The sequence below is a fragment of the Pararhizobium sp. LjRoot255 genome, from assembly GCF_964252905.1.
Lineage (GTDB): Bacteria > Pseudomonadota > Alphaproteobacteria > Rhizobiales > Rhizobiaceae > Pararhizobium.
Genome location: NZ_CAXUPQ020000001.1, coordinates 3,523,158 through 3,547,358 on the forward strand (window position 1 = coordinate 3,523,158; position 24,201 = coordinate 3,547,358).

Here is a 24,201-nt window from a genome sequence, read left to right on the forward strand (position 1 = left end):
ACAAAGTCAAGAAAACCGGCATTCTGCTCCGAAACAGAGTGAATAAACGGCCTGCCATCAATAGGATGGCTCCGGGTGACCTCCAAAGGTCCCGGTCACAAAACGACATTTGTCAGTTGATATAGTGGCTAAGCTTTATGCCGGCCGTCAGGAAGCGTATCGGATCGACGGCCTCGCCGTTCAGACGGACCTCATAATGCAGATGCGGCCCGGTCGAGCGGCCGGTGCTGCCGGAGCGGCCAATCGCTTCGCCTGCCGAAATCGTGTCACCGACATTCACGAGAATGGATGACAGATGGGCATAACGCGTCGTGATGCCGTTGCCGTGGTCGATCTCGACCATATTGCCGTAGCCGCCGCTCTTGCCGGCCGTGATCACGGTTCCGGGCGCTGTCGCGACGATCCGCGTTCCTATCGGCGTGCGAAAATCGATGCCGGCATGCAAGGCCAGCCGCCCGAGAAACGGGTCGAGGCGATTGCCGAAGCGGCTGGTGATGTCGCTCGCCGGAGAGGGATTGTTGAACGGCAGTTTCCGCGTCTGGCTGCGGACGTGTTCGAGCCGGGCAAGCGCCGTGTCGAGCGCGACGAGGGAGTTGTCGTAGACCTCGGTGGGTTCCGGCTCGACGAACGGCCCGCCGATCGCAGTTACGTCGTCCACTTCAGCTCCAACGGTCGCCTGTGGCTCGTCGTCAACGACCTTGATACCCGTGCGGGCGACAATGTTCACGATGGCATCGGTGGCCTGCGAAGCGCCTGCCGTCAGCGTCTGGATGCGATGCTTCTGTGCCTGTTCTATGTCCTTTAGCGAAAGGGTAACCTTGGAGAACAGCCGGTCGGCCCGGTCAGACATGGTTTCCTGGCCGCCACTGGCAGATACCGGCGCATAGGCGATCGCCATCTGCTGTTGCGCCGGCTGGCCGCCGATACCCATCAGCCGCTCGATCGCCTTGATCCCGCCGCTTGCATCGGCGCGCTTTTCATCGGTCTCCGGTGCCCCGACTGGCTGGGCATCTTCCTGCGCAAGACCGGATTCCTCCGCCCGATCGAGAAGCGTGCCGAGCTTGCCGTGACGGGATGTCAGCGCCATTTGCCGTTGGAGCAGTTTTTCGACCTTGTCCTCGACGACCTGCTGGTCGAGAAGCTGGCGGCTTGTCACCCGGTCGACCTGGGCGCGCAGGGCGGCGATCCGGTCCTCATACTCATGCTGCATGCGCGCCTGGCGTGCCATGGTGCCGCCGATCAGATCATCGCGCAGCACGAGATAGGAGGTTGCCGCAAGATAACCGATCGAGAAGACCGAGATGAAGCAGATCGACAGCGCGGCCATCCAGGGCTGGAAGGTCATGTGGCGAACCTTGTCGCCGCTTGCGACGATGATGATGTGCTTTTGTGCGCGCTTGCCGAAGACCCGGCTTTCCGTAGACACCAACTCACCCCCACCGCGTGCGATTCTGCGTATTCTGATGAGGTTGATTAGATACTGTTAAGGTTAATAAAGCCTTTGCCCGTAGGCCGCGCGCGGCTTCGTCAGGTGTTCACCGAGGCCGTCATCGACCGGTAGAACGACGGTGTCAAACCGGCTTCAGCCCGCGCTATGTCGTTGAACGGCGCCTTCAGGGGGCCACGGAAATTGGCCCGGACAAGGGCTTGAAATGCGGCGGCAGGATCCTTCTTCTTGCGGGCGCAGAGAAAGCGGAACCATTTGGCGCCGACGGCGACATGGCCTTTTTCGTCTTCATAGATCACGTCAAGCACAGCGGCGCTTTCAAGGTCGCCGGCTTCCCTCATCTTCGCCTGCAGGGCAGGCGTGACGTCGAGGCCGCGTGCCTCGAGAATCAGCGGCACGACGGCGAGACGCGCTGTAAGGTCATTGCGCGTATCGTGCGCCGCCTGCCAAAGACCATCATGGGCGGGCAGGTCACCATAGTCGGCGCCGAGCTGCCGCAACCGGTCGCGGACCAGGCGAAAATGCTTGGCTTCCTCGAACGCCACCCGCATCCAGCCGTCGAAGAAGGAGTTCGGCACCGGCTCGCTGGCAAAACGCGCGACGATGTCGAGCGCGAGATCAACGGCATTGAGCTCGATATGGGCAATGGCATGGAGCAGAGCGATACGCCCCTTCTCCGTCGTCAGTGCTCGCTTCGGCACTTGCCGTGGCGGAATGAGATCGGGCTTCTCAGGGCGGCCGGGCCGATCGGGAACTTGCGTATCGAGCGGCGACCGCAAGGACAGGCTGCGCGCACTCCAGCGACGCGCGACTTCCTGTGCCAGAAGCGTCTTCACGTCGAGGTCGGCGGCGCGGATCGCGCGCGCGGCGCCGTCACGCAGGCTGTGGATCGCCGGCAGGTCCGTCATTTTTGGCCGCTTTCTGCAAGACTTCTCACCGCCGCCAGCACCTCTTCGGCGTGCCCGGGAACCTTCACTTTTTCCCAGACCCGCCGGACAATACCCTTTGCGTCGATCAGCACGGTGGTCCGCTCGACGCCCATATATTTCCTGCCATACATGCTTTTTTCGACCCAGACGCCGTAGTCGTTCAGGACAGCCTTTTCTTCGTCGGCAGCGAGAATGACAGAGAGATCGTATTTCTTCGCGAACTTGTCGTGCTTCTTGACCGAATCGGGCGACATCCCGATCACCACGGCCCCGGCGGCTGCAAAATCGCCGGCGAGCGCCGTAAAGGCAATGGATTCCGCGGTACAGCCGCTGGTATCGTCCTTCGGATAGAAGAACAGCACGACGGATTTTCCCCTGAATTGCGCCAGCGAGACGGTGCCGCCGCCATTGCGGGGAAGAATAAATTCCGGCGCAACGGCACCTTCTTTCAAATTCGCCATGGATATTCCTTTTTTCTGCGCCATGTGCTGCGGCGGTTGTCGCAAGAGGCTTATCGAATCTGAACCCGCCGCGTCCAGCGCCGAGTGGCCAGCGCCAAGTGGAATGAGCGATCCTGTTGGACAGGAAGATGGCCCCGGCTGCAGACATCGTTTGCCCTGCCTTTCTTCTTTAACTACTGTGGAACTGACGCAAATGCCTGTGGGGGAGCAGCGCCCCTTGGCATTCTCGGATGAAAATCCGAATGAAATCAGCCACGACAGCGTGAGCAAGGTGCGGATGGCGAACCGTCGTCTTGCGGCGCTGCGAGATGGAATCTGGAAAAGGCACCGCATGAACTTTTTGAAAATTCCGGGAGGCTGCCGGCGCCGATGAATGAAATCCGCGGCGAAAAGGTATCGTTTCGCAAGGAGGACATCGTCGCTCTGCATTCCCTGCCGTCGGCGCAGGCGCACGACCCGTGCATCGTACGTGCGCCGCACAAGCGCGGCATGGTGAAGCTTGTTTTCGTAACGACTGTTGTCGTTACCGCAATCGTCTTTCTTCTCGGCGCCGTGCTGTTGGCAATGATTGAAGGCGGGCTGCTGGACGGACCGCTCAATGCGCGGGCGCAGACGGCGTTGAACGCGGCGATCGGCGACGGCTATCATGCAGAGGTCGGCAGCACCGTGCTGCGCGTCACATCGAACGGCGGCCTCGCTCTCAAGGCGCAGGACGTCGCGCTGGTCGAAAATACCTCCAAAAAGCGCCTGGTGACCACCAATTCCGTGTTTATCGAACTCAATCCGATCGCGCTGTTAAGCGGCAGGATTGCCGTGTCGCGGCTGGAGGCAGAGGGGGCGAGGCTCGATTCCTCCTTGCTGCCACAGGGCAAACCGATCGATCTGACGGCGATACGCGTTGCCGATGTTGCCAGCGGACTGGAATTCGTTTTCAACCAGATGGACGGCATCTCGCAGCTGATCAGCCGCAGCAATACCGAATCGGTCCGGATCGCGGACCTGCAACTGTCTTTTGCGGGACCGCGCAAGCGTATTGTTCCTGTGGTCGTGGATGCCGTTGATTTCAAACGCAGCAATGACGGCTCCATGCAGATCGACGGGGCTTTCTCTGTGGCTGGTGATGCCGCTGAACTGCATCTGCGCGCCAGCCGGCAGAGCGACCGCATCGCCCGGCTCGATGGCGCGGTGACCGGACTGCCGCTTTCGGCGTTTCTGCACCGGGATGAGACTGCCACGGAGCCAGCCTTCGGCATCAAGAGCGGTGCTGATCTCAGCATTACCGCGACGCGCGCCGCCGATGGCGCGACGCCAACGCTTGAACTGAGCACCCGGACAAGCGCGGGGGCATTTGACGCCGGCGGCTTCACCTCGGAGCTGAAACAATCCGAGCTTAACGTCACCTATGACTTCGCTCGCGGCAGGATAGAAATTCTGCCGTCCATCGTGCGGGTTGGCCGGTCGGCCTTTCCCTTTACCGGGGCGATCGCCGACCTCGATCACACAACGTCGGATGGAAAAAAGGGATTTTCGCTCGATCTCCTTTTGCAGTCGGCCAGTTCCGCGCCTGTCGATGTGGCGGAACCACCGCTGATCTTCGATGCCAAGGCGCAAGGCCGGTTTCTGTCGGAGAGCCACCAGCTTGTCTTCGATGAGCTGGCGGTATCGAGCGGACTTGGCACGGCTGCCGGTTCGCTTGCCATGACCTTCGGCGAAATGTCGCCGCAGGTCAGCTTTGCGCTTGTCGCAGACAAGTTGCAGTCGGCGGCGGTCAAGCAGCTCTGGCCCTGGTGGGTCGGAAAGAACGCGCGCCGCTGGGTGGTCAACAATATCTTTGGTGGAACCGTGACCGACGGCAGGATTGAAGTCTTCCTGCCGATGGGGCGCATTACCCGCACCGTCGGTCCTGTCGATCTGAACGGCGATGAACTCAAAGTCCGCTTCGACATCACGGACGCCCGTGTGAATATTGCCGGCGACATCCCGCCGCTGCGCGACGCGGCCGGTGCATTCACGCTGAAAGGCGAGCACCTTGACGTGCAGATCGATCGGGGAACCGCCTATTTCCCGTCCGGCCGTTCGGTAACCCTCAATGGCGGCAATTTCGTCATCCCGAACACCTACGAAAAGCCGCTGATCGCCGAGATGAAACTGGACGTTGGCGGGCAGGCGGACGCAATCGCGGAACTCGTCACCTACCGGCCCATTGCCGCCCTGCAGAGAACGCCGTTCAAGCCGGAGGACTTTTCGGGTGAAATGACGGCGCAGGTCGGCGCGCGGTTTGGGCTTGTGAGAGCACAGAACCCACCGGAGCCGCAATGGCAGGCGCAGATGCTGCTCAACGGCGTGACCGTCAACAAGCCGATATCCGGACGCGCGATCTCAAACATCGCGGGTACGCTCAGGATCGATCCGCAACAGGCGGTATTGGAGGCGAAAGCCGACATCGATGGTGGCGCGATGGATATCTCGCTCGTAGAACCTGTCGGCGCCGGCAGTACCGTAACGCGAAAACGCGAGATTTCCGGGACGCTTCGAGAAGGAATGCTTGCCAAGCTGGCCCCCGGCCTGGCGCAAATCATCAGCGGACCTGTTTCGCTGGATATCCGGATTGATGACAAGGATCAGCACAGGGTTTCGGCCGACTTTGGCAATGCGTCGATCTCGCTGCCCTGGATCGGCTGGTCGAAAGGCCCGGGGATTGCGGCGAAGGCGACGTTTTCGGCTTCAACCACCGGCGGCGTCACGCAGATCGATGACCTGAAGCTCAATGGCGGCAGTTTTGGCGCAGCCGGCAAGCTCGTGATCGACAAATCGGGGCTGATTTCCGGCCAGTTTTCGTCGGTGCGGCTGGCTCAGGACGACAACTATGCCGTCAGCATCAAGCGCCAGAAGGGTGGCTTTGCAGTCAAAGTCAACGGCAGCGTTGCCGATATCCGCCCGGTCATCGAACGACTGCGCACATCTTCCGGGAAGGACGAGATGGATTCGACACGAATCGCCTTGGACGCGAACCTGCAGCAGGTGATCGGGTTCCATTCCGAGACCCTGTCGGACCTCAATCTGAATTACATCGCAAGGGGCAAGCAGATCGATGCCGTCAATCTCTCCGCGGTCACCGATAGCGGCCAGGCGGTCGTGGCCAGGCTCACGCAAAATGGCCCGGACAATATTCTGGAGCTGACCAGCGGCGATGCCGGCTCGCTGGCCCGGTTCGCAAATGTCTACAGCAACATGCGCGGCGGCCTGTTGAACGTGAAGCTGCGCGACAGGGGCGCCAGTTCCTGGCGGGGAAACGTCGATATCCGCAAATTTTCGCTTGTCAACGAAGCGCGGCTGCAATCCATCGTTTCCACGCCAACCGGCGCCGATGGGCGAAGCCTGAACCAGGCGGTAAAAAGGGACATCGACGTCAGTTCGGCGCGTTTCGAACGTGGTTTCGCAAATGTGATGCTCGACGACGGGACGGTCGCGGTCGACCGCGGGGTCGTACGCGGTACTGATATCGGCGCAACCTTCCAGGGGACGGTACGCGACAGGAACGGCAATATGGACATGACCGGCACGTTCATGCCGGCTTACGGCCTGAACCGATTGTTCGGCGAATTGCCGCTGATCGGCGTGCTTCTCGGCAATGGCCGCGACCGCGGCCTGCTCGGGATCACCTTCAAGCTGACAGGACCGTTCGTAAAACCAAACCTGACGATCAACCCGCTGTCGATCATCGCGCCGGGTGTGTTCCGCAGCATCTTCGAGTTCCAATAAAAAACCGGCGGGGTTGCCGCCGGTTTCAGTGATTGCTCGGCGTTGCCGCCGATCAGGCGGGCCGCACGAGAATGTGCTTCTTCTTGCCGAGCGACAGCTTGATGACGTTTTCGGCAGTGATCTCGCCGGTGCCGATGATGTCCCGGTCGTCGCTGATCACCTTGTCGTTGACACGAACCGCACCGTCTTTCAGGAACTGGCGGACCTTGCCGTTGGATTCCGCCAGACCGGCACGAACAAACAGGGTCAGAACGCCGACCCCTGCTTCGAGCTCTGCCGCCGGCACATCGATCGATGGCAGGTTTTCGGCAAGCGCGCCCTCTTCAAAGGTCTTGCGTGCGGTTTCCGCTGCTTCCTCAGCGGCAGCACGGCCGTGCAGCATGGCAGTGATCTCGGTCGCGAGGATCTTTTTGACCTCGTTGATGTCCGCGCCGCCAAGCTGTGACAGACGGCCGATCTCGCTCATTGGCAGGGTCGTGTAGAGTTTGAGGAAGCGCGACACGTCGGCATCCTCTGTGTTACGCCAGTATTGCCAGAAGTCGTAGGCCGACAGCATTTCCGGATTGAGCCAGATCGCGCCATTGACCGACTTGCCCATCTTGGCACCAGAAGAGGTGGTAAGCAGAGGCGAAGTCAGCGCGTAGAGCTGCGGCGTGCCCATGCGGTGACCGAGGTCGAGGCCGTTGACGATGTTGCCCCACTGATCGGAGCCGCCCATCTGCAAGCGGCAGCCGGTGCGCTTGTAAAGCTCGACGAAATCGTAGGCCTGCAGGATCATGTAATTGAATTCCAGGAACGACAACGACTGCTCGCGGTCGAGCCTCATCTTGACGCTGTCGAAGGCAAGCATGCGGTTGACCGAGAAGTGGCGGCCGACGTCGCGCAGGAATTCGAGATAGTTGATGCCGAGCAACCAGTCGGCATTGTTGATCATCCGGGCATCCCTCGGCCCATCTCCATAAGTCAGGTAATTGGAGAACACGGTTTTGATGCTGGCGATGTTGGAGGCAATCGTTTCCGGCGTCATCAGCTGCCGTGCCTCGTCCTTGAAGGACGGGTCACCGACCATGCCGGTGCCACCGCCCATCAGCGAGATCGGCCGGTGGCCGGTCGCCTGCAGCCAGTGCAGCATCATGATCTGGATGAGGCCCCCGGCATGCAGGCTGGGCGCCGTCGGATCGAACCCGATATAGGCCGTCACGATTTCCTTGTTGAACAGCGCATCGAGGCCAGCGTCGTCGGACGTCTGGTGGATGAAACCGCGTTCCTGGAGGGTGTGAAGGAAATCGGACTTGAACTCGGACATGACCTGTCTCTTTCGGGGGGCTATGTGGATTAACGCTTGTTGGATATTTGCGCGGCGTTTAGCACTGTTTCTCGAAAAGTGCACCTGTTTGCGTCGGGAATGTTTGAGGAAGCACCAATGCCTGCGAGTTGGGAGCGCTGATGACGAAGATCATAAGAACGGCCATCGGCCTGATGAGCGGCACGAGCATGGATGGCATCGATATCGCTCTGTTGCGCACGGACGGTGAAAACGTGGTCGAACGCGGGCCGTCCATGGGCAACCAGTATGAGCCGGCTTTCCGCAATCGGCTCAAGCAGGCACTGGTCGATGCGCGGGATTTGACCGACAGGACAGCGCGGCCGGGCGATCTTGCTGCCGTGGAACGAAACCTGACGTTACGGCATGCCGTAGCGTTAAGCGATTTTCTCTATCGGCATGATGTGCCGCCCGCCAAAATCGATGTGATCGGTTTTCACGGGCAGACCGTTCTCCATCGCCCGGACGAGGCGCTCACCGTGCAACTTGGCGATGGCGCGCTGCTTGCGCAGGTGACCGGCATTCCGGTCGTCTATGACATGCGCGCAAACGACATGGTTCACGGCGGCCAAGGCGCACCGCTCATTCCCATCTATCATGCCGCACTCGCCGCAAGCGCGGGCCACGCCTTGCCGACGGTTTTCGTCAATATCGGCGGCATCTCCAATCTCACCTTTATCGGCAGGAACGGCGAGATCGTGGCCTACGACAGCGGGCCGGGAAATACGCTGATCGACCAATGGGTGGAAATGCATACGGGCGCCGCTTACGACCACGGCGGAGAAATCGCCAGCACCGGACAGGTCTTGCCGATATTGGCCGACCGCTATCTTGGCAATTCCTTCTTTTCCTCCAATCAGCGCCGGTCGCTGGATCGCAATGATTTCCGCCCGCCTGAGATCGGTGAGGCCGGCCTTGCGGACGGTGCGCGCACGCTTGCCCATGTCACGGCTGCCGCCATTGTCAAATCGGCAAGGCATCTTCCTGAGCCTCCAGCGCGCTATGTCGTCTGCGGCGGCGGTCGGCTGAACCACGTCATCATGCGCGATCTCTCGGAGTTCGCCCGGTCACAAAACGCGGCGGTCATTGCCGCGGAGGAGGCGGGCCTCGATGGGGATGCCATGGAGGCGGAAGCCTGGGCCTATCTTGCCGTTCGCTCGTTGCGAGGTTTGCCGCTGACATTCCCGGGCACGACCGGCGTGACCGCGCCGGTCACCGGTGGCATCCTCGGCATGCCCGAAAAATCAGGGCTTTTGCGCGCCGATTGATGTTTCCTTTGCGCACTGGCCGCTGCCGCGGGTTCCAGCGCAGGGTTCCATCGCAGATGCGATCAACGGGTGGATGGCGCGCTGTATGATGCCAAGAAAAGCGGACGCAATCGAGTTAACCGGACGCGCCATGCAACGGCGACAAGCGGGAAACAGTGGCAGGCCAGGCGTGACGATGAGCAGCAAATGAAAAGGCCGGGAACTCCCCGGCCTTTTCTAGATCTCAGCGGATGCGCTTGGCCGCTGGCTCCGGCGTCAGTTCGCCGGCCAGCCGCCGGTCGAGATAGTCTTCGCATTCCGCCATCAGCGTGTCGACCTGGCCATTGAAGAAGTGGTTCGCACCCGGCACGGTCTTGTGGGTGATCAGGATACCCTTCTGTGCCTTCAGCTTGTCGACCAGATTGTTGACGTCTTTTTCCGGCGCCACCTTGTCGAGATCGCCATTGATGATCAGGCCGGATGACGGGCAGGGCGCCAGGAACGAGAAGTCGTAGGTGTTCGGCTGCGGCGCGATCGACATGAAGCCTTCGATCTCCGGCCGGCGCATCAGAAGCTGCATGCCGATCCAGGCCCCGAAGGAATAGCCGGCGACCCAGCAGCTCTTCGAATCCGGGTGCATGCTCTGCACCCAGTCGAGCGCCGAGGCAGCGTCCGACAGCTCGCCGGCCCCATGGTCGAATTCGCCCTGGCTGCGGCCGATCGAACGGAAGTTGAAGCGGAGCGTGGTGAAGCCGCGCTTCTGGAACATGTAGAACAGCTGGTAGACGATCTGGTTGTTCATCGTCCCGCCGAATTGCGGGTGCGGGTGCAGGACGATGGCGATCGGGGCGTTCTTCTGCTTGGACGGCTGGTAACGGCCTTCGAGGCGACCGGCCGGTCCGTTGAAGATGATTTCGGGCATTGGCTCTCCGGGCATGTTTATGGCACTAAAAAACGCGTTCCGGGGCTTCAGCAGTCTTGACGAAAGCAGTCAGCTTTTCTAAAACGTAGTTTAGAACCATTCAAAACTTTGACACGGTCTTTCCGTGGCGAGTGTCGTCTCTTACGGCAAGAGACGCGAAAATTTCAAGGAAAATGCACCGGCCGCCGCCTTTAACATGGCAACCGGTTATTCTTTGGCAAGGGAACATGAGGGAAGCGCGCATTTATATGGACTGGAATGCCACCGCGCCGCTTTTGCCGGCAGCGCGCGAGGCCTGCCTGTCTGCGCTCGACCTTGCCGGCAACCCGTCATCCGTCCATGGTGAAGGCCGCAAGATCCGCGCGTTGATCGAGACTGCCCGGCGCGATGTTGCCGCATTGTGTGGCGCGCAGCCGGCCAGCGTGACGTTCACCAGCGGCGCGACCGAGGCGGCCAACTGGGTGCTGACGCCCGATTTCCGCATGGGCAAGACGCCGCTGAAGATCGGCCGTCTCTATATTTCGGCCATCGAGCATCCCGCCATTCGCGAAGGCGGCCGTTTCGGCAGACACGAGATCAGCGAGATCGCGGTGACGCCGGCAGGCATACTGGACCTTGCAGCGCTCGAAACAGCACTTGCGGCGCATGACCGCCAGACCGGCCTGCCAATGGTCGCCGTCATGCTCGCCAACAACGAAACCGGCCTCGTTCAGCCGATCGCGGAGGTCTCGCACCTCCTCAAGGCGGCCGGCGGCATTCTGGTCGTCGATGCGGTCCAGGCCGCAGGCCGACTTCCGCTGTCGATCGAAGATCTCGGCGCCGACTTCCTGATCGTCTCGTCGCACAAGATCGGCGGGCCGAAGGGGGCAGGCGCGCTGATTGCACGCGGTGAAATCCTGATGCCGGCAACGCTGATCCGTGGCGGCGGCCAGGAAAAGGGACATCGTTCGGGCACCGAAAATCCTACGGCCATCGCCGGGTTTGGGGCTGCGGCGCGCGCCGCGGTAGATGACCTTGAAAAACGGATGACCGCCGTGTCGGCGTTGCGCGACGATCTGGAAAGCGCGATGGCCGCCGCAGCACCAGACGTCATCATTCATGGCAGAAGCGGGCCTCGGCTCGGCAATACGATATTCTTCACGTTGCCCTGCCTCAGAGCCGAGACGGGCCAGATTGCTTTCGATCTGGAAGGCGTCGCTTTGTCGGCAGGGTCGGCCTGTTCGTCCGGCAAGGTCGGCCAGAGCTATGTTCTGTCGGCCATGGGGCACGATCCGGGACAGGGCGCATTGCGGATATCGATCGGGTCGTCTACCACGCAGGCCGAGATCGACCGGTGTGCAGAGGTCTTTGCAAAGGTCGCAGCGCGGCGCAGGCTTTCGGGTGCTGCCGCCTGATGACGATAAAGTTGCGGAAATTCAATTTTCCACTTGGCAAACGGGGTGAAAATCGCCCCTTAGCCATTACATAAGCGGTGCGACGAAAATCGCACCGTACTGACAAGCTGCCGGACCTTGTATCCGGCGAGATTGGAGAACGACATGGCTGCCGTGCAGGAAACAATCGATCAGGTCGCCCTGATCGATGTGGACCAGTACAAATACGGGTTTGAGACGAAGATCGAGATGGACAAGGCGCCCAAGGGCCTGTCCGAAGAGATCATCCGCTTCATTTCGGCAAAGAAGCAGGAACCGGAATGGATGCTCGAGTGGCGTCTCGGTGCCTATCAGCGCTGGTTGACGCTTGAGGAGCCCACCTGGGCGCGGGTCAACTATCCGAAGATCGATTTCAACGATATCTACTACTACGCCGCGCCGAAGAGCACACCCGGCCCGACCTCGATTGACGACGTCGATCCGGAAATTCTTAAGGTCTATGAAAAGCTCGGTATTCCGCTGCGCGAGCAGGAAATGCTCGCTGGCGTGAAGACCTCGAGGATTGCCGTCGATGCGGTATTCGATTCCGTTTCGGTCGTCACCACCTTCAAGGAAGAGCTGAAGAAGGCCGGCGTGATCTTCATGTCGATTTCCGAAGCGATCCGCGAGCATCCGGATCTCGTCAAGAAATACCTCGGCACCGTCGTGCCGACGACCGACAACTATTATGCGACACTGAACTCCGCGGTCTTCACGGACGGTTCCTTCGTCCTCGTGCCGAAGGGCGTCCGCTGCCCGATGGAGCTGTCGACCTATTTCCGCATCAACGAGAAGAACACCGGTCAGTTCGAGCGCACCTTGATCATCGCGGAGGAAGGCGCCTATGTCTCCTACCTCGAAGGCTGCACCGCGCCACAGCGCGACGAAAACCAGCTGCACGCAGCCGTGGTCGAACTGGTCGCGCTGGATGATGCCGAGATCAAGTATTCCACTGTCCAGAACTGGTATCCGGGCGACAAGGAAGGCAAGGGCGGCATCTACAACTTCGTGACCAAGCGTGGCGATTGCCGCGGCAAGAACTCGAAGATCTCGTGGACACAGGTTGAGACCGGCTCCGCGATCACCTGGAAGTACCCGTCCTGCATCCTGCGCGGTGACAATTCGCGCGGCGAGTTCTATTCGATCGCCGTTTCGAACGGTCATCAACAGATCGATAGCGGCACCAAGATGATCCATCTCGGCAAGAACACGTCGAGCCGCATCGTTTCCAAGGGCATCGCTGCCGGCGTGTCGCAGAACACCTATCGTGGCCAGGTCTCGACCCACCGCAAGGCCGCGAACGCCCGCAACTTCACCCAGTGCGACAGCCTACTGATCGGCGACAAGTGCGGCGCCCACACGGTGCCCTATATCGAAGCGCGCAACGCCTCGGCCCAGTTCGAGCATGAAGCGACGACGTCGAAGATCTCGGAAGACCAGCTGTTCTACTGCCTGCAGCGCGGCATTCCGACGGAAGCGGCGATCGCGCTGATCGTCAACGGCTTCGTCAAGGAAGTCATCCAGGAACTGCCGATGGAATTCGCGGTCGAAGCGCAGAAGCTGATCGGGATTTCGCTGGAAGGCTCGGTCGGCTAAACGGCATCACACACTTGAACCCGATGCGCAGACCATCGCGCACGATGTTTATTCTTTTCCCAAAGGGAAGATCGAAATGCTTGAAATCAAGAACCTGCATGCCCGCATCGCCGAAGACGGCACTGAAATCATCCGCGGCCTTGACCTGACCGTAAAGGCTGGCGAAGTCGCCGCTATCATGGGCCCGAATGGCTCCGGCAAGTCGACGCTGTCCTACATCCTGTCGGGCCGCGAAGACTATGAAGTCACCGAGGGCGACATCCTCTATAACGGCGAGAGCATTCTGGAGCTCGACCCGTCCGAGCGCGCCGCCAAGGGCATCTTCCTTGCCTTCCAGTATCCGGTCGAAATTCCGGGCGTCGCAACGATGCAGTTCCTCAAGGTGGCGCTGAACGAGCAGCGCAAGTATCGTGGCGAGGAAGAGCTGTCGACGCCGGACTTCATCCGCCGCGTCAAGGAAGCCTCCGCCAAGCTGCAGATCAACCCGGACATGCTGAAGCGCCCCTTGAACGTCGGCTTCTCCGGCGGCGAGAAGAAGCGCGCGGAAATCCTGCAGATGGCGCTGCTTGAGCCGAAGCTCTGCGTGCTCGACGAAACCGACAGCGGCCTCGACATCGACGCGCTGAAGATCGTGGCCGACGGCGTCAACGCGCTGCGGTCGCCGGATCGCGCCGTCGTCGTCATCACGCACTATCAGCGCCTGCTCGAATATATCGTGCCGGACAGCGTCCACGTTCTCTACAAGGGCCAGATCATCAAGTCCGGCGACAAGTCGCTGGCACTCGATCTCGAAGCCAACGGCTATGCCGATATTATCGACGCGGCGGCCTGAGGAGTGCTGGGGATGAACATGCAAACGGCGATAACGATGACGGCCGCCGAAACGGCCCTAGTCGATGCCTATGCCGCCCAGATCGGCGAACTGCCCGGCGAAGGTGCCGTCTTGTCGGCGCGCGACACGCTGCTCGCCGATCTGAGAAAACAGGGCCTGCCGACGCGCCGCGTCGAATCCTGGCATTATACCGATCTGCGCGCGCTTCTGCGCAGCGTTCCGGCTGTCGATCCGACGGCTTTCGCGGAGCGGGTCGACCCGCTGGTTGCCGGTTCGTCCGTGCTCTCCGTTCTGAACGGCAAGGCCGATCCGAAGGGCGCGCCGGCCGGGGTCAACGTCCGCTCCTATGCCGAAAGCCTCGTTGACGGCGTTGCCGCAGCCGACCTCGTCGAGCGCGACGCCGACGACGCGATTGGGCGCATCAACGGTAGCTTCGTGTGCGACGGCTTCGAGATCGAGGTTCAGGAGGGCACCGAGCTCGAACAGCCGCTGGAGCTTCAGCTGGTGCAGAGCGCCGGCCAGAGCCACACGCGGTTCCCGGTAACGTTTGGCGCCAATACAAAGGCGATGGTCATCGAGCGCCATCTCTCCGTTAGCGACGCGCCGAGCCTCGTGACGACGGTTTGTGACCTGATCCTGGACGACGGTGCGGAGATCACCTGGGTCATCCTGCAGCAGCAGGGGGGCGCCGATAGCCATCTCGCCCAGGTCAATTTCGATCTCGGCGCGAACGCAAAGTTCAGGCTGTTCGTCATCAATGCCGGCGGCAAGCTGGTGCGCCAGGAGGTTCATGGCGTCACCACGGGCGAGGGCTCCGATTTTCAGCTGCGGGGCATCAACCTGCTCGGCGGCGAAACGCATACCGATGTGACCTTCACGCTCGGCCACGACGTGCCGCACACGACATCGACGGAAGTCATTCGAAACGTCGTGCTCGACCGCGCCAAGGGTGTCTTCCAGGGCCAGATCCGGGTCGCCCCCGACGCGCAGAAGACCGATGCAAAGATGGCGTGCAACACGTTGCTCCTCTCCGACGACGCCGATTTTTCGGCAAAGCCGGAGCTGGAAATCTTCGCCGACGACGTTCAGTGCGGCCACGGCGCAACGGTGATCGATATCGACGCGACGCACCTTTTCTACCTGCGTGCCCGCGGCATCCCGGAAAACAAGGCGCGGGCGATGCTGGTCAATGCCTTCGTCGACGAGATCGTCGAGGAGTTGGAAGTCGAAGCAGTGATCGAGCCATTGGAAGCGATCATCGCAGCCTGGCTCGAGAAGCACGCCTGATTGGATAATTGACATGGAACATACGGTGCCGGTGCCTGCCTATAACGTCGAAGCGATCCGCAAGGATTTTCCGATCCTGTCGCGGACCGTCTACGGCAAGCCGCTCGTCTATCTCGACAATGGCGCCTCGGCGCAGAAGCCGCAGGTGGTTATCGACGCCGTTGCCCATGCCTATGCCAACGAATATGCCAATGTCCACCGTGGCCTGCATTTCCTGTCGAATGCCGCGACGGATGCCTATGAGGGCGCGCGTGAAAAGGTGCGCCGCTTCCTGAACGCGCCGTCGGTCGACAATATCATCTTCACCAAGTCCTCGACGGAAGCGATCAATACGGTTGCCCATGGCTACGGCATGCCGAAGATCGGCGAGGGCGACGAAATCGTCATTTCGATCATGGAACATCACTCCAACATCGTGCCATGGCATTTCATCCGCGAACGCCAGGGCGCCAAGCTCGTCTGGGCGCCGGTCGACGACCAGGGCGTGTTCCATATCGACGATTTCGTCAAATGCCTGAGCGATCGCACCAAGCTGGTGGCGATCACGCATATGTCGAATGCGCTGGGCACCGTCGTTCCGGTCAAGGAGATTTGCCGTATTGCCCATGAGCGCGGCATTCCGGTGCTGATCGACGGCAGCCAAGCCGCTGTCCACATGCCGGTCGACGTCCAGGATATCGATTGCGACTGGTATGTCATGACCGGCCACAAGCTCTACGGCCCCTCAGGCATCGGCGTGCTTTATGGGAAGGCGGATCGGCTCAAGGAAATGCGCCCCTTCATGGGAGGCGGCGAGATGATCGTCGAGGTAACCGAAGACAACGTCACGTACAACGATCCGCCGCACCGTTTCGAAGCGGGCACGCCGCCGATCGTCCAGGCGATCGGCCTCGGTTACGCGCTCGATTACATGGAAAAGCTCGGCCGCGCGGCAATCGCCGCCCACGAGGCCGATCTCGCCGCCTACGCGTACCAGCGTCTTTCGTCCGTTAATTCGTTGCGCATCTTCGGGACGGCGCCCGGCAAGGGTGGTATCTTTTCCTTCGAACTCGAAGGGATCCATTCCCATGACGTGTCGATGGTGATCGACCGGGCGGGGGTAGCGGTGAGGGCAGGCACGCATTGCGCCCAGCCGCTCTTGAAACGCTTCGGCGTGACCTCCACATGCCGTGCATCCTTCGGTCTCTACAATACGCGGACCGAAGTGGACGCGCTCGTCGATGCGCTGGATCAAGCCCGCAAGTTCTTTGCGTAAGGAATAGTCTGATGAGCCTTGATACGACCGAAGACAAGATCGATGTCCGCGAAGGGATCGTTCATTCAGCAATCCCGGCAGACGAACTGGCGCGCCTCAGCGACGACATCATCTCGGCTTTGAAGACGGTCTACGATCCCGAAATCCCGGCCGATATCTTCGAGCTCGGGCTGATCTACAAGATCGATATCGAAGACGACCGGATGGTCAAGATCGCCATGACGCTGACGGCGCCCGGCTGCCCGGTGGCCGGCGAGATGCCGGGCTGGGTGGAGAATGCAGTCGGCGCCGTCGAAGGCGTGTCCGGCGTCGAGGTATCGATGACCTTCGACCCGCCGTGGACGCCGGACCGCATGTCGGAAGAGGCGCAGGTCGCTGTCGGCTGGTACTGATCGGCGCCACTGGTGTATTGATCCCTTAACCGCCGCGCATTACATTCAGGACTCGGAAAGCATCAGGCCTTGAACCTGGTTGCGCTAAGGAGAATGGCCGATGGGCTTTGCAGTCATGAGTTTGAGCGATGCGGCAGCTGGCCGCGTCAAGGCGATCATCGAGAATGCCGGCGGCGAGGCCGAGGGTATTCGTGTGTCGATCAAGAAGGGCGGTTGCGCCGGCATGGAATATGCCATCGATCTGGTGACCGCAGCCAACCCCAAGGACGACCTGGTCGAGCATCAGGGCGCCAAGGTCTGGGTAGCACCTGAAGCCGTCCTATACCTCCTCGGCACCCGCATGGACTTCGAAGTCACGACGCTGCGCTCGGGCTTCACCTTCAACAATCCCAACCAGACCTCGGCCTGCGGATGCGGCGAATCGGTCGAGCTCAAACCGGCCGACCTTGCAGCGCTCGCAGCCAAGGGCGACGCTGTCGTGCGCGCCGGCTAAGCGTTTCGGAGCAAGGCTTATACTTGCATAAGAATTCGAAGAGAGACTGGTTTCCGCCAGTCTCTTTTTCTGTTCTTATGCACTGCTGACAACCGCGGCCAGGCATGGATCGAGTAACGCGATGCCGATTGCGCAGAAACATTTCGTCCAGGCCCTCTGCGGCAGCTTTCCCGATCCTGTTGTCATCGTCGATTCCAGCCGGGTCATCCTTTTCGCCAATCCCGCGACCGTGAAGCAATTCGGTTATGCGCTGGATGAGATCGCCAATCTGCCAGAGCGGATACTGTATGCCTCGGACCAAGACTACGACTCGTGTCTCAGCCGGGACTGGCGCGAACGCGCCGGCGAGGACGTTTGCGATGGCGTCCACCAATACCGTCGCAAGGACGGATCGGTGTTTTCCGGCCGCCTTCGCGTCACCGCCGTCACTGGCGAGGATGGCGCTGCGCTAGGCTTCATCGGTGTCGTGCACGATATTTCGGACCTTCTCGAACTCGACAGGGAGCGAAAGAAGACCGCCGAGATGTTCGACGCCGGCCTTCAGGCGATACCGGAAGGCTTTGCGATTTTCGACGGGCAGGAAAAACTGATCGCCTTCAATGAAGCCTATCGTCGCGTTCTGGGGACGGCCGGTCACGGCCTGCAGGCAGGCATGACCGCGGAGGAAATCCTTGTTGCCGTCCATCAAGCCGGCAACTATCCGTTTGTGCCGATCGGCTCGCCGGATGCCTCGGCATGGATCGAACGCCGGCTGCATGATTTTCGGCACCCGAGCGGCAAGGCGCATGTCTTTCCGTACGGCAACGGGCGCTGGCTGCAGGCTGAAAACCTGAAGGCTGGTGACGGCAATACGGTTGCCCTGCGCATCGATGTCACGGCATTGAAGGAGGCGGAGCTCGCGCTCGACCGGCAGCGGCTGGAATATTACACGCTCGTCCAGAACATACCCGATTTCATCTGCCGGATTTCTCCGGATCTGAGATGCACCTTCGTCAACAGGACCTATGCCGAGTTCGTCGGCAAGCCGGCCAGTGAGCTTGCCGGAAAGCCTTTTTTGGATTTTGTTCCGGAACGCGACCGCGAGCGCTTGGCCCGCCTGCTGAAGAACTTGTCGCCGGAGCAACCGATCTTCGCGCGCGAACAGCGCCAGCAATTGGCCGACGGCGGTGATTTCTGGATCTTCTGGTCCAACATGGCGGTCTTCGACGGCGACAAACTCGTCGAATACATCACTGCCGGGCGCGACATCACCGAGCTGAAGCGACAGCAGGTGCGGATCGCCCAGCAAAGCGCCGAACTGAAGCGCAAGAACGAAGCCCTCAACCAGTTCACCGGCACAGTTTCACACGACCTGAAGGCGCCGCTGCGCCACATATCGATGTTTTCGGAGATGATCTGCGAAGATGTCACAAGCGGCAATTTCGAAGAACTGCCGGTCTATGCCTACCACCTGCGCCAGAGCGCCCGGCGGATGGATCAGCTGATCGACAGTCTGCTCGACTACGCCCAGATCGCTGACCAGATTGCAAACTGGCAGACGGTTTCCATGGCAGACGTTGTTTCAGACGCCATCCTCAATCTTGATAGTTTCATTCGCGAGGCAGGCGCGCAGTTCGAGTTCGATGTTCTGCCGCAGGTGAAGGGCGATCCCGAACTGCTCAAGCGCCTTTGCCAGAACCTGGTCGGCAATGCGATCAAATATCGTCGCGAAGGGATCAAGCCGGTCATCAGGATCTATTGCGAAAAGAATGACCATTGGATCCGGATCTATTTCCAGGACAACGGCATCGGCGTCGACCCACGGTTTGCAAGGAAGATATTCGATGTGTTGCAACGTCTTCACCAGGATGAAACGACCTATCCGGGCACCGGCATCGGGCTCGCATTGGCAAAACGTATCGCCGAAAGCCACAATGGCTCCATCGAGCTCGACACCTCTTTCACCCAAGGTGCACGCTTTGTCCTGGCCCTGCCGCACATGATGTAATCTTTTGGAAGGCAAGGCGGACAGTCAGGCGAAAGTTCGCGCGTTTCTGTGCCGGTTCGCCCACAGCGATCGCCGTCACCCGCGACCGCGGTACGAAGGGGCGCATCGCGCGCCCCTTTCGGTTTTGCGCTTTACTCTGCCGCCTCGGCGTAATCCTCCAGCGGCGGGCAGGTGCAGACGAGGTTGCGGTCGCCGTAGACATTGTCGACGCGGTTGACCGGCGACCAGTATTTGTCAACACGGAAGGCGCCCGGCGGGTAGCAGGCCTGTTCGCGCGAATAGGGGCGATCCCAGTCGCCGACAAGGTCTTCCACCGTATGCGGCGCATTCTTCAGCGGATTGTTCACCCGGTCCATCCGCCCATCCTCGATCGCCTGGGCTTCGGCACGGATCGCCAGCATCGCATCGCAGAAGCGGTCGAGCTCGGCCTTGGTCTCCGATTCCGTCGGCTCGATCATCAGCGTGCCGGCAACCGGCCAGCTCATGGTCGGCGCGTGGAAGCCGCAGTCGATCAGTCGCTTGGCGACATCGTCCACGGTGACGCCGGCACTGTCCACCAGCGGGCGCGTGTCGATGATGCACTCATGCGCGACGCGTCCCTTCGCCGACTTGTAGAGCACGCCGTATGCGCCCTTCAAGCGTGCAGCAATATAGTTGGCGTTGAGGATCGCCACCTTGGTCGCCTGGGTCAGGCCTTCGCCACCCATCATCAGGCAGTAGCTCCAGGAGATCGGCAGGATCGAAGCCGAGCCGAAAGGCGCAGCCGAAACGGCACCTTCGCCGCCGTCCGTTTCCGGATGGCCCGGGAGGAACGGCGCCAAGTGCGCCTTGACGCCGATCGGTCCCATGCCCGGGCCGCCGCCACCGTGCGGGATGCAGAAGGTCTTGTGCAGGTTGAGATGGCTGACGTCGGAGCCGATGTCGCCCGGCCGGGCAAGGCCGACCATGGCATTCATGTTGGCGCCGTCGAGATAGACCTGGCCGCCATGCTTGTGGACGATGTCGCAGACCTCGCGCACATTCTCCTCGAACACACCATGGGTCGACGGATAGGTGATCATGCAGCATGAGAGGTTTTCCGCGTACCGGTCTGCTTTTGCTCGGAAATCCTCCATGTCGATGTCGCCGTTGTCGCTAACCTTGACGACGACCACCTTCATGCCAGCCATCTGCGCGGAGGCCGGATTGGTGCCGTGCGCCGAGGTCGGGATCAGGCAGACGTCGCGATGGCTGTCGCCATTGGCAAGGTGATAGGCACGAATGGTAAGCAGCCCGGCATATTCTCCCTGAGCACCCGAATTCGGCTGCATCGAGACCGCGTCATAACCTGTGATGGCGCAAAGCTTCTGCGACAGGTCGGTGATCATGTGGCGGTATCCTTCCGCCTGATCCGCCGGCACGAAGGGATGGATTTCTGAGAATTCCGGCCATGTGATCGGCAGCATTTCCGCCGTTGCGTTGAGCTTCATCGTGCAGGAGCCGAGCGGGATCATCGACCGATCGAGCGCCAGATCGCGGTCCGACAGCCGGCGGATATAGCGCGTCATTTCGCTTTCCGCCCGGTTCATGTGGAAGATCGGATGGGCCAGATACTCGCTGGTGCGCAGCAGCTCTCCCGGCAGCCGATAACCCGGCTCGAAGTCGTCGACGCTGAAATCGCCGCCGAACGCCCGCCACACGGCCTCCAGCGTTACCGGCCGCGAACGTTCGTCAAGGCTGATGCCGATCTTGGTCGTGCCGATCCTGCGCAGGTTGACCTCCTCGGCGACGGCGGTCTTCAGAATGATGCCTTGAAGCTTGCCGACATCGACGGTGATCGTGTCGAAGAACACGTCGGGCTCGACGGTGTAGCCGAGCTTCTCGAGCCCCATGGCGAGCCGAACCGTCTTCTGGTGTACGCTCTGGGCGATCGCCTTGATCCCCTTGGGGCCGTGGAAAACCGCGTACATCGACGCCATGACGGCAAGCAGGACCTGCGCCGTGCAGATATTCGACGTCGCCTTTTCGCGGCGGATATGCTGTTCGCGCGTCTGCAGCGACAAGCGGTAGGCGCGGTTGCCGCGGCTGTCGACCGATACGCCGACGAGGCGGCCGGGCATCGAGCGTTTATAGGCATCCTTGACCGCCATGTAGGCCGCGTGCGGGCCGCCGTATCCGACGGGAACACCGAAGCGCTGGGTGCAGCCGATGGCGATGTCGGCACCCATTTCGCCGGGGGATTTCAAAAGCGCCAGGGCGAGGGGATCGGCGGCAACGACGGCGATCGCGCCGGCCTGATGCAGGCGCGCGATGAGGCCCGTAAAGTCACTCACATGGCCGTAGGTGCCGGGGTACTGGAAGATCGCACCGAACACGCTTGCGCATTCGAGATCAGTATGCGGATTGCCGACGGTGACCGTCCAGCCAAGCGGCTCGGCGCGTGTCTGGATCAGCGCGATCGTCTGCGGATGGCAATTTTCGTCGACGAAGAACGCGGTTTCCTTGGATTTCGACACGCGCTCGGCCATCGCCATGGCTTCGGCAGCAGCGGTCGCTTCGTCGAGCAGCGAGGCATTGGCGACATCGAGGCCGGTGAGGTCGCAGACCATCGTCTGGTAGTTCAACAGCGCTTCCAAACGGCCCTGACTGATTTCCGGCTGGTAAGGCGTATAGGCCGTGTACCAGGCCGGGTTTTCCAGAATGTTGCGCTGGATCACCGGCGGCGTGATCGTGCCGTAATAGCCCTGGCCGATCAGCGACACGAGCTTTTGATTGCGGTTGGCTGTCTCGCGCATCTTGTCGAGCGCTTCGCGCTCGGTCATCGCAGCCCCCCAGGCAAGCGGCGTCTTCTGGCGGATCGACGGCGGAACCGTATCGTCAATCAGTGCGTCAAGGCTGTCATAGCCGATCACCTGGAGCATCGCCGCCATTTCGTCGGGCGAGGGCCCGATATGGCGCCGGTTGGCGAAGTCGTAGGGCTTGTAGTCGGTGAAGGTGAAGTCTTTCGGCATGCTCATCAGGCAATCAGCTCCTTGTAGGCGGCTTCATCGAGCAGCGCGTTAGCGGCCGACGGGTCGGCGAGCTTCAGCTTGAAGAACCAGCCGGCGCCCTGCGGGTCGCTGTTGACCAGAGACGGGTCGTCGACGATCGCCTGGTTGGTTTCGACGACGTTTCCATCCAGCGGACAATAGACGTCGGAAGCGGCCTTGACGGATTCGACCGTGGCCGCCGTTGCGCCCTTGTCGAGGCTCGTTCCGGCTTCCGGCAGTTCGACGAAAACGAGATCGCCAAGCTGTTCGGCGGCATGCGCGGTGATGCCGACGGTCGCCACGTCACCCTCGATCTTCAGCCATTCATGTTCGTCGGTAAATTTCAGCATTGGATTTTGCTCCAGATCAGCGTTTGTAGGTCGGGGTGATGAAGGGAAGGGATGAGACGGTGACGGGCAGGTATTTGCCGCGCACCTCCGCGAACAGGCGTGTGCCGTTCGCGATATAGGGCGCTGCGACATAACCCATGGCGACCGGATGATCGACGCTCGGGCCGAAGCCGCCGGAGGTGACGACACCGGCTTCGACGAGACCCTCCGCATCGGCATAGAGCATGGCACCGCCGCGCACTGGTGCTTTTCCCTCCGGCTTCAGGCCGACACGGCGGCGGTCGGCGCCATCGGCAAACTGGCGAAGAATGATGCCCGCGCCGGGGAAGCCGCCTTCGCGCGCGCCGCCTGTCCGCCGGGCCTTTTGCATGGCCCATTCAAGCGCCGCCTCAACGGGGGTCGACATGGGATCGATGTCGTTTCCGTAGAGACACAGCCCAGCCTCCAGCCGAAGCGAGTCGCGGGCGCCGAGACCGATCGGCAGCACATCGGGGTGTTCGAGAATCCGCCGGGCCACATCTTCGGCAGACGCGGCGGGGATGGAGATCTCGAAACCATCCTCCCCGGTATAACCGGAGCGGGAGATGATGCATGGGACGTCGTGAAGATCGGCTTCGGCCACGTCCATGAAGCGCATGGTCGCGACATCGGCCCAGAGTTCAGCCAGAACGCATTCGGCGCGGGGGCCCTGTAGCGCGATCAGCGCGCGGTCATCGAGTAAGGTGAGATCGCAGGTCTCGCCGAGTTGTTTTTGCAGATGCGCGAAATCGGCATCCTTGCAGGCGGCATTGACGACGAGGAACAGGTGATCGCCGCGATTGGCAATCATCAGGTCGTCGAGAACACCGCCCTGGTCGTTGGTGAACAGCCCGTAGCGCTGGCGGCCTTCGCCGAGACCGAGCACGTCGACAGGTACCAGCTTTTCAAGAGCAAGCGCCGCATCCTCGATTCTTCCGGATTTCGCCCGCAGGATGATCTGGCCCATATGCGAAACGTCGAACAGGCCAGCGGCGGCGCGAGTGTGGAGATGCTCCTTCATCACCCCGGTCGGATATTGCACCGGCATATCGTAGCCGGCAAAAGGCACCATGCGGGCGCCAAGCGATAGGTGCAGGGCATGCAGCGGCGTCTGCTTCAGGGGGGAATGATCGTCCAAATCCGGCCTCCAGGTCTGGCGCAACGCGCCGGCTCATTTCCACGGCGCATTTTATGCGCAGTTTCCTCGAGCCCCCTCTGTCCCTTTGCCTGAGATTGTTATCCCTTCGGCGAGCGGAAATGCTTCTCTCCAGAGTCCTACCGGCACCTTGCTGGTCCTTTGGCCTGAGAGTTTCCGGGGCGGTTGCTCCTTCGGCACCGGTATTACCCGGATTCTCCCAACAAGATCGGGTTCAGATAACGGCGATCCCGATTGCTTGGCAAGCGCAAAATGTCGCGCTCGAACAGATTTTTGTCGCCACTGTTTCAACATGCCTCCCCGGTGCGGCAAAGCGACCTTTG

At 61.1% G+C, this 24,201-nt stretch carries 18 protein-coding genes and 1 riboswitch; of the genes, 10 read left to right on the plus strand and 8 right to left on the minus strand.

The annotated features are described in order from the left end of the window. Positions 1–112: 112 nt before the first annotated feature. The 3 genes from ACSQ2W_RS16895 to ACSQ2W_RS16905 form a co-directional block, all read right to left on the minus strand. Positions 113–1,429: a M23 family metallopeptidase gene (locus tag ACSQ2W_RS16895; RefSeq protein ID WP_436087294.1), complete on the minus strand. Its 1,317-nt coding sequence runs from the start codon at positions 1,427–1,429 to the stop codon at positions 113–115. 98 nt (positions 1,430–1,527) lie between these two features. Then, positions 1,528–2,355 (minus strand): ferritin-like domain-containing protein, encoded by an 828-nt coding sequence (locus ACSQ2W_RS16900; RefSeq protein ID WP_436087295.1) that lies wholly within the window; start codon positions 2,353–2,355, stop codon positions 1,528–1,530. Next, positions 2,352–2,837, minus strand: a complete 486-nt coding sequence (locus tag ACSQ2W_RS16905) for a peroxiredoxin (protein ID WP_436087816.1) — start codon at positions 2,835–2,837, stop codon at positions 2,352–2,354. Before ACSQ2W_RS16905 ends, ACSQ2W_RS16900 begins: the two co-directional genes overlap by 4 nt. Positions 2,838–3,206: 369 nt before the next feature. Here ACSQ2W_RS16905 and ACSQ2W_RS16910 point away from each other — a divergent pair, with 369 nt between their 5' ends. Further along, the gene (locus ACSQ2W_RS16910) at positions 3,207–6,599 is read left to right on the plus strand and encodes a YhdP family protein (protein WP_436087296.1); all 3,393 of its coding nucleotides are present in this window, start codon (positions 3,207–3,209) and stop codon (positions 6,597–6,599) included. 52 nt (positions 6,600–6,651) lie between these two features. On the opposite strand, the gene tyrS is transcribed toward ACSQ2W_RS16910, so the two are convergent. Further along, entirely contained in the window at positions 6,652–7,905 is a 1,254-nt protein-coding gene (gene tyrS / locus ACSQ2W_RS16915; RefSeq protein WP_436087297.1) for a tyrosine--tRNA ligase, read from the minus strand. A 140-nt stretch (positions 7,906–8,045) separates the two neighbouring features. Here tyrS and ACSQ2W_RS16920 point away from each other — a divergent pair, with 140 nt between their 5' ends. Next, entirely contained in the window at positions 8,046–9,191 is a 1,146-nt protein-coding gene (locus tag ACSQ2W_RS16920) for an anhydro-N-acetylmuramic acid kinase (RefSeq protein ID WP_436087298.1), read from the plus strand. 223 nt (positions 9,192–9,414) lie between these two features. Here the strand turns inward: ACSQ2W_RS16920 and ACSQ2W_RS16925 are convergent, their stop codons facing one another. Further along, positions 9,415–10,092, minus strand: coding sequence for an alpha/beta hydrolase (locus ACSQ2W_RS16925; protein ID WP_436081194.1), 678 nt, complete (start codon positions 10,090–10,092; stop codon positions 9,415–9,417). Between the two features lie 227 nt (positions 10,093–10,319). Between ACSQ2W_RS16925 and ACSQ2W_RS16930 the strand changes: the two genes are divergently transcribed. The 8 genes from ACSQ2W_RS16930 to ACSQ2W_RS16965 all read left to right on the plus strand — a co-directional run bounded on the left by ACSQ2W_RS16930 (position 10,320) and on the right by ACSQ2W_RS16965 (position 19,346). Further along, positions 10,320–11,486, plus strand: coding sequence for a cysteine desulfurase family protein (locus ACSQ2W_RS16930; RefSeq protein ID WP_436087299.1), 1,167 nt, complete (start codon positions 10,320–10,322; stop codon positions 11,484–11,486). Between the two features lie 144 nt (positions 11,487–11,630). Continuing rightward, positions 11,631–13,100 carry a Fe-S cluster assembly protein SufB gene (gene sufB / locus ACSQ2W_RS16935; RefSeq protein ID WP_436087300.1) on the plus strand — a complete coding sequence of 490 codons (1,470 nt, stop codon included), beginning with the start codon at positions 11,631–11,633 and terminating at the stop codon, positions 13,098–13,100. A 76-nt stretch (positions 13,101–13,176) separates the two neighbouring features. Continuing rightward, a complete protein-coding gene (gene sufC, locus ACSQ2W_RS16940) occupies positions 13,177–13,932 on the plus strand; it encodes a Fe-S cluster assembly ATPase SufC (protein WP_436087301.1) in 756 nt (251 codons plus the stop codon). A 12-nt stretch (positions 13,933–13,944) separates the two neighbouring features. Then, positions 13,945–15,219, plus strand: coding sequence for a Fe-S cluster assembly protein SufD (gene sufD, locus ACSQ2W_RS16945; protein ID WP_436087302.1), 1,275 nt, complete (start codon positions 13,945–13,947; stop codon positions 15,217–15,219). A 13-nt stretch (positions 15,220–15,232) separates the two neighbouring features. After that, positions 15,233–16,474 carry a cysteine desulfurase gene (locus tag ACSQ2W_RS16950; protein ID WP_436087303.1) on the plus strand — a complete coding sequence of 414 codons (1,242 nt, stop codon included), beginning with the start codon at positions 15,233–15,235 and terminating at the stop codon, positions 16,472–16,474. Positions 16,475–16,485: 11 nt separating this feature from the next. Further along, a complete protein-coding gene (locus ACSQ2W_RS16955; protein WP_436087304.1) occupies positions 16,486–16,866 on the plus strand; it encodes an SUF system Fe-S cluster assembly protein in 381 nt (126 codons plus the stop codon). Between the two features lie 100 nt (positions 16,867–16,966). Next, positions 16,967–17,359: a Fe-S cluster assembly scaffold SufA gene (sufA, locus tag ACSQ2W_RS16960; RefSeq protein ID WP_436087305.1), complete on the plus strand. Its 393-nt coding sequence runs from the start codon at positions 16,967–16,969 to the stop codon at positions 17,357–17,359. Positions 17,360–17,480: 121 nt separating this feature from the next. After that, complete coding sequence (locus ACSQ2W_RS16965) at positions 17,481–19,346, plus strand: PAS domain-containing sensor histidine kinase (protein WP_436087306.1); 1,866 nt, start codon at positions 17,481–17,483, stop codon at positions 19,344–19,346. Positions 19,347–19,477: 131 nt separating this feature from the next. Here the strand turns inward: ACSQ2W_RS16965 and gcvP are convergent, their stop codons facing one another. Genes gcvP through gcvT form a run of 3 tightly spaced genes read right to left on the minus strand, consistent with a single transcriptional unit; the run spans position 19,478 to position 23,860 of the window. Next, positions 19,478–22,342: an aminomethyl-transferring glycine dehydrogenase gene (gcvP, locus tag ACSQ2W_RS16970; RefSeq protein WP_436087307.1), complete on the minus strand. Its 2,865-nt coding sequence runs from the start codon at positions 22,340–22,342 to the stop codon at positions 19,478–19,480. Beyond that, complete coding sequence (gene gcvH, locus ACSQ2W_RS16975) at positions 22,342–22,704, minus strand: glycine cleavage system protein GcvH (protein WP_436087308.1); 363 nt, start codon at positions 22,702–22,704, stop codon at positions 22,342–22,344. The genes gcvP and gcvH overlap by 1 nt, the downstream gene beginning before the upstream one ends. A 16-nt stretch (positions 22,705–22,720) precedes the next feature. Then, positions 22,721–23,860, minus strand: a complete 1,140-nt coding sequence (gcvT, locus tag ACSQ2W_RS16980) for a glycine cleavage system aminomethyltransferase GcvT (RefSeq protein ID WP_436087309.1) — start codon at positions 23,858–23,860, stop codon at positions 22,721–22,723. Positions 23,861–24,002: 142 nt separating this feature from the next. Next, a riboswitch (glycine riboswitch) is annotated at positions 24,003–24,090 on the minus strand. Positions 24,091–24,201: the final 111 nt, after the last annotated feature.

Coding starts and splice junctions, on each gene's coding strand:
- sufB (WP_436087300.1), top strand. CDS start 11,631: ATGGCTGCCGTGCAGGAAACAATCGATCAGGTCGCCCTGATCGATGTG.
- gcvH (WP_436087308.1), bottom strand. CDS start 22,704: ATGCTGAAATTTACCGACGAACATGAATGGCTGAAGATCGAGGGTGAC.
- ACSQ2W_RS16920 (WP_436087298.1), top strand. CDS start 8,046: ATGACGAAGATCATAAGAACGGCCATCGGCCTGATGAGCGGCACGAGC.
- ACSQ2W_RS16955 (WP_436087304.1), top strand. CDS start 16,486: ATGAGCCTTGATACGACCGAAGACAAGATCGATGTCCGCGAAGGGATC.
- ACSQ2W_RS16965 (WP_436087306.1), top strand. CDS start 17,481: ATGCCGATTGCGCAGAAACATTTCGTCCAGGCCCTCTGCGGCAGCTTT.
- sufA (WP_436087305.1), top strand. CDS start 16,967: ATGGGCTTTGCAGTCATGAGTTTGAGCGATGCGGCAGCTGGCCGCGTC.
- ACSQ2W_RS16950 (WP_436087303.1), top strand. CDS start 15,233: ATGGAACATACGGTGCCGGTGCCTGCCTATAACGTCGAAGCGATCCGC.
- sufC (WP_436087301.1), top strand. CDS start 13,177: ATGCTTGAAATCAAGAACCTGCATGCCCGCATCGCCGAAGACGGCACT.
- ACSQ2W_RS16925 (WP_436081194.1), bottom strand. CDS start 10,092: ATGCCCGAAATCATCTTCAACGGACCGGCCGGTCGCCTCGAAGGCCGT.
- tyrS (WP_436087297.1), bottom strand. CDS start 7,905: ATGTCCGAGTTCAAGTCCGATTTCCTTCACACCCTCCAGGAACGCGGT.
- gcvP (WP_436087307.1), bottom strand. CDS start 22,342: ATGAGCATGCCGAAAGACTTCACCTTCACCGACTACAAGCCCTACGAC.
- ACSQ2W_RS16930 (WP_436087299.1), top strand. CDS start 10,320: ATGAGGGAAGCGCGCATTTATATGGACTGGAATGCCACCGCGCCGCTT.
- ACSQ2W_RS16905 (WP_436087816.1), bottom strand. CDS start 2,837: ATGGCGAATTTGAAAGAAGGTGCCGTTGCGCCGGAATTTATTCTTCCC.
- ACSQ2W_RS16900 (WP_436087295.1), bottom strand. CDS start 2,355: ATGACGGACCTGCCGGCGATCCACAGCCTGCGTGACGGCGCCGCGCGC.
- sufD (WP_436087302.1), top strand. CDS start 13,945: ATGAACATGCAAACGGCGATAACGATGACGGCCGCCGAAACGGCCCTA.
- ACSQ2W_RS16910 (WP_436087296.1), top strand. CDS start 3,207: ATGAATGAAATCCGCGGCGAAAAGGTATCGTTTCGCAAGGAGGACATC.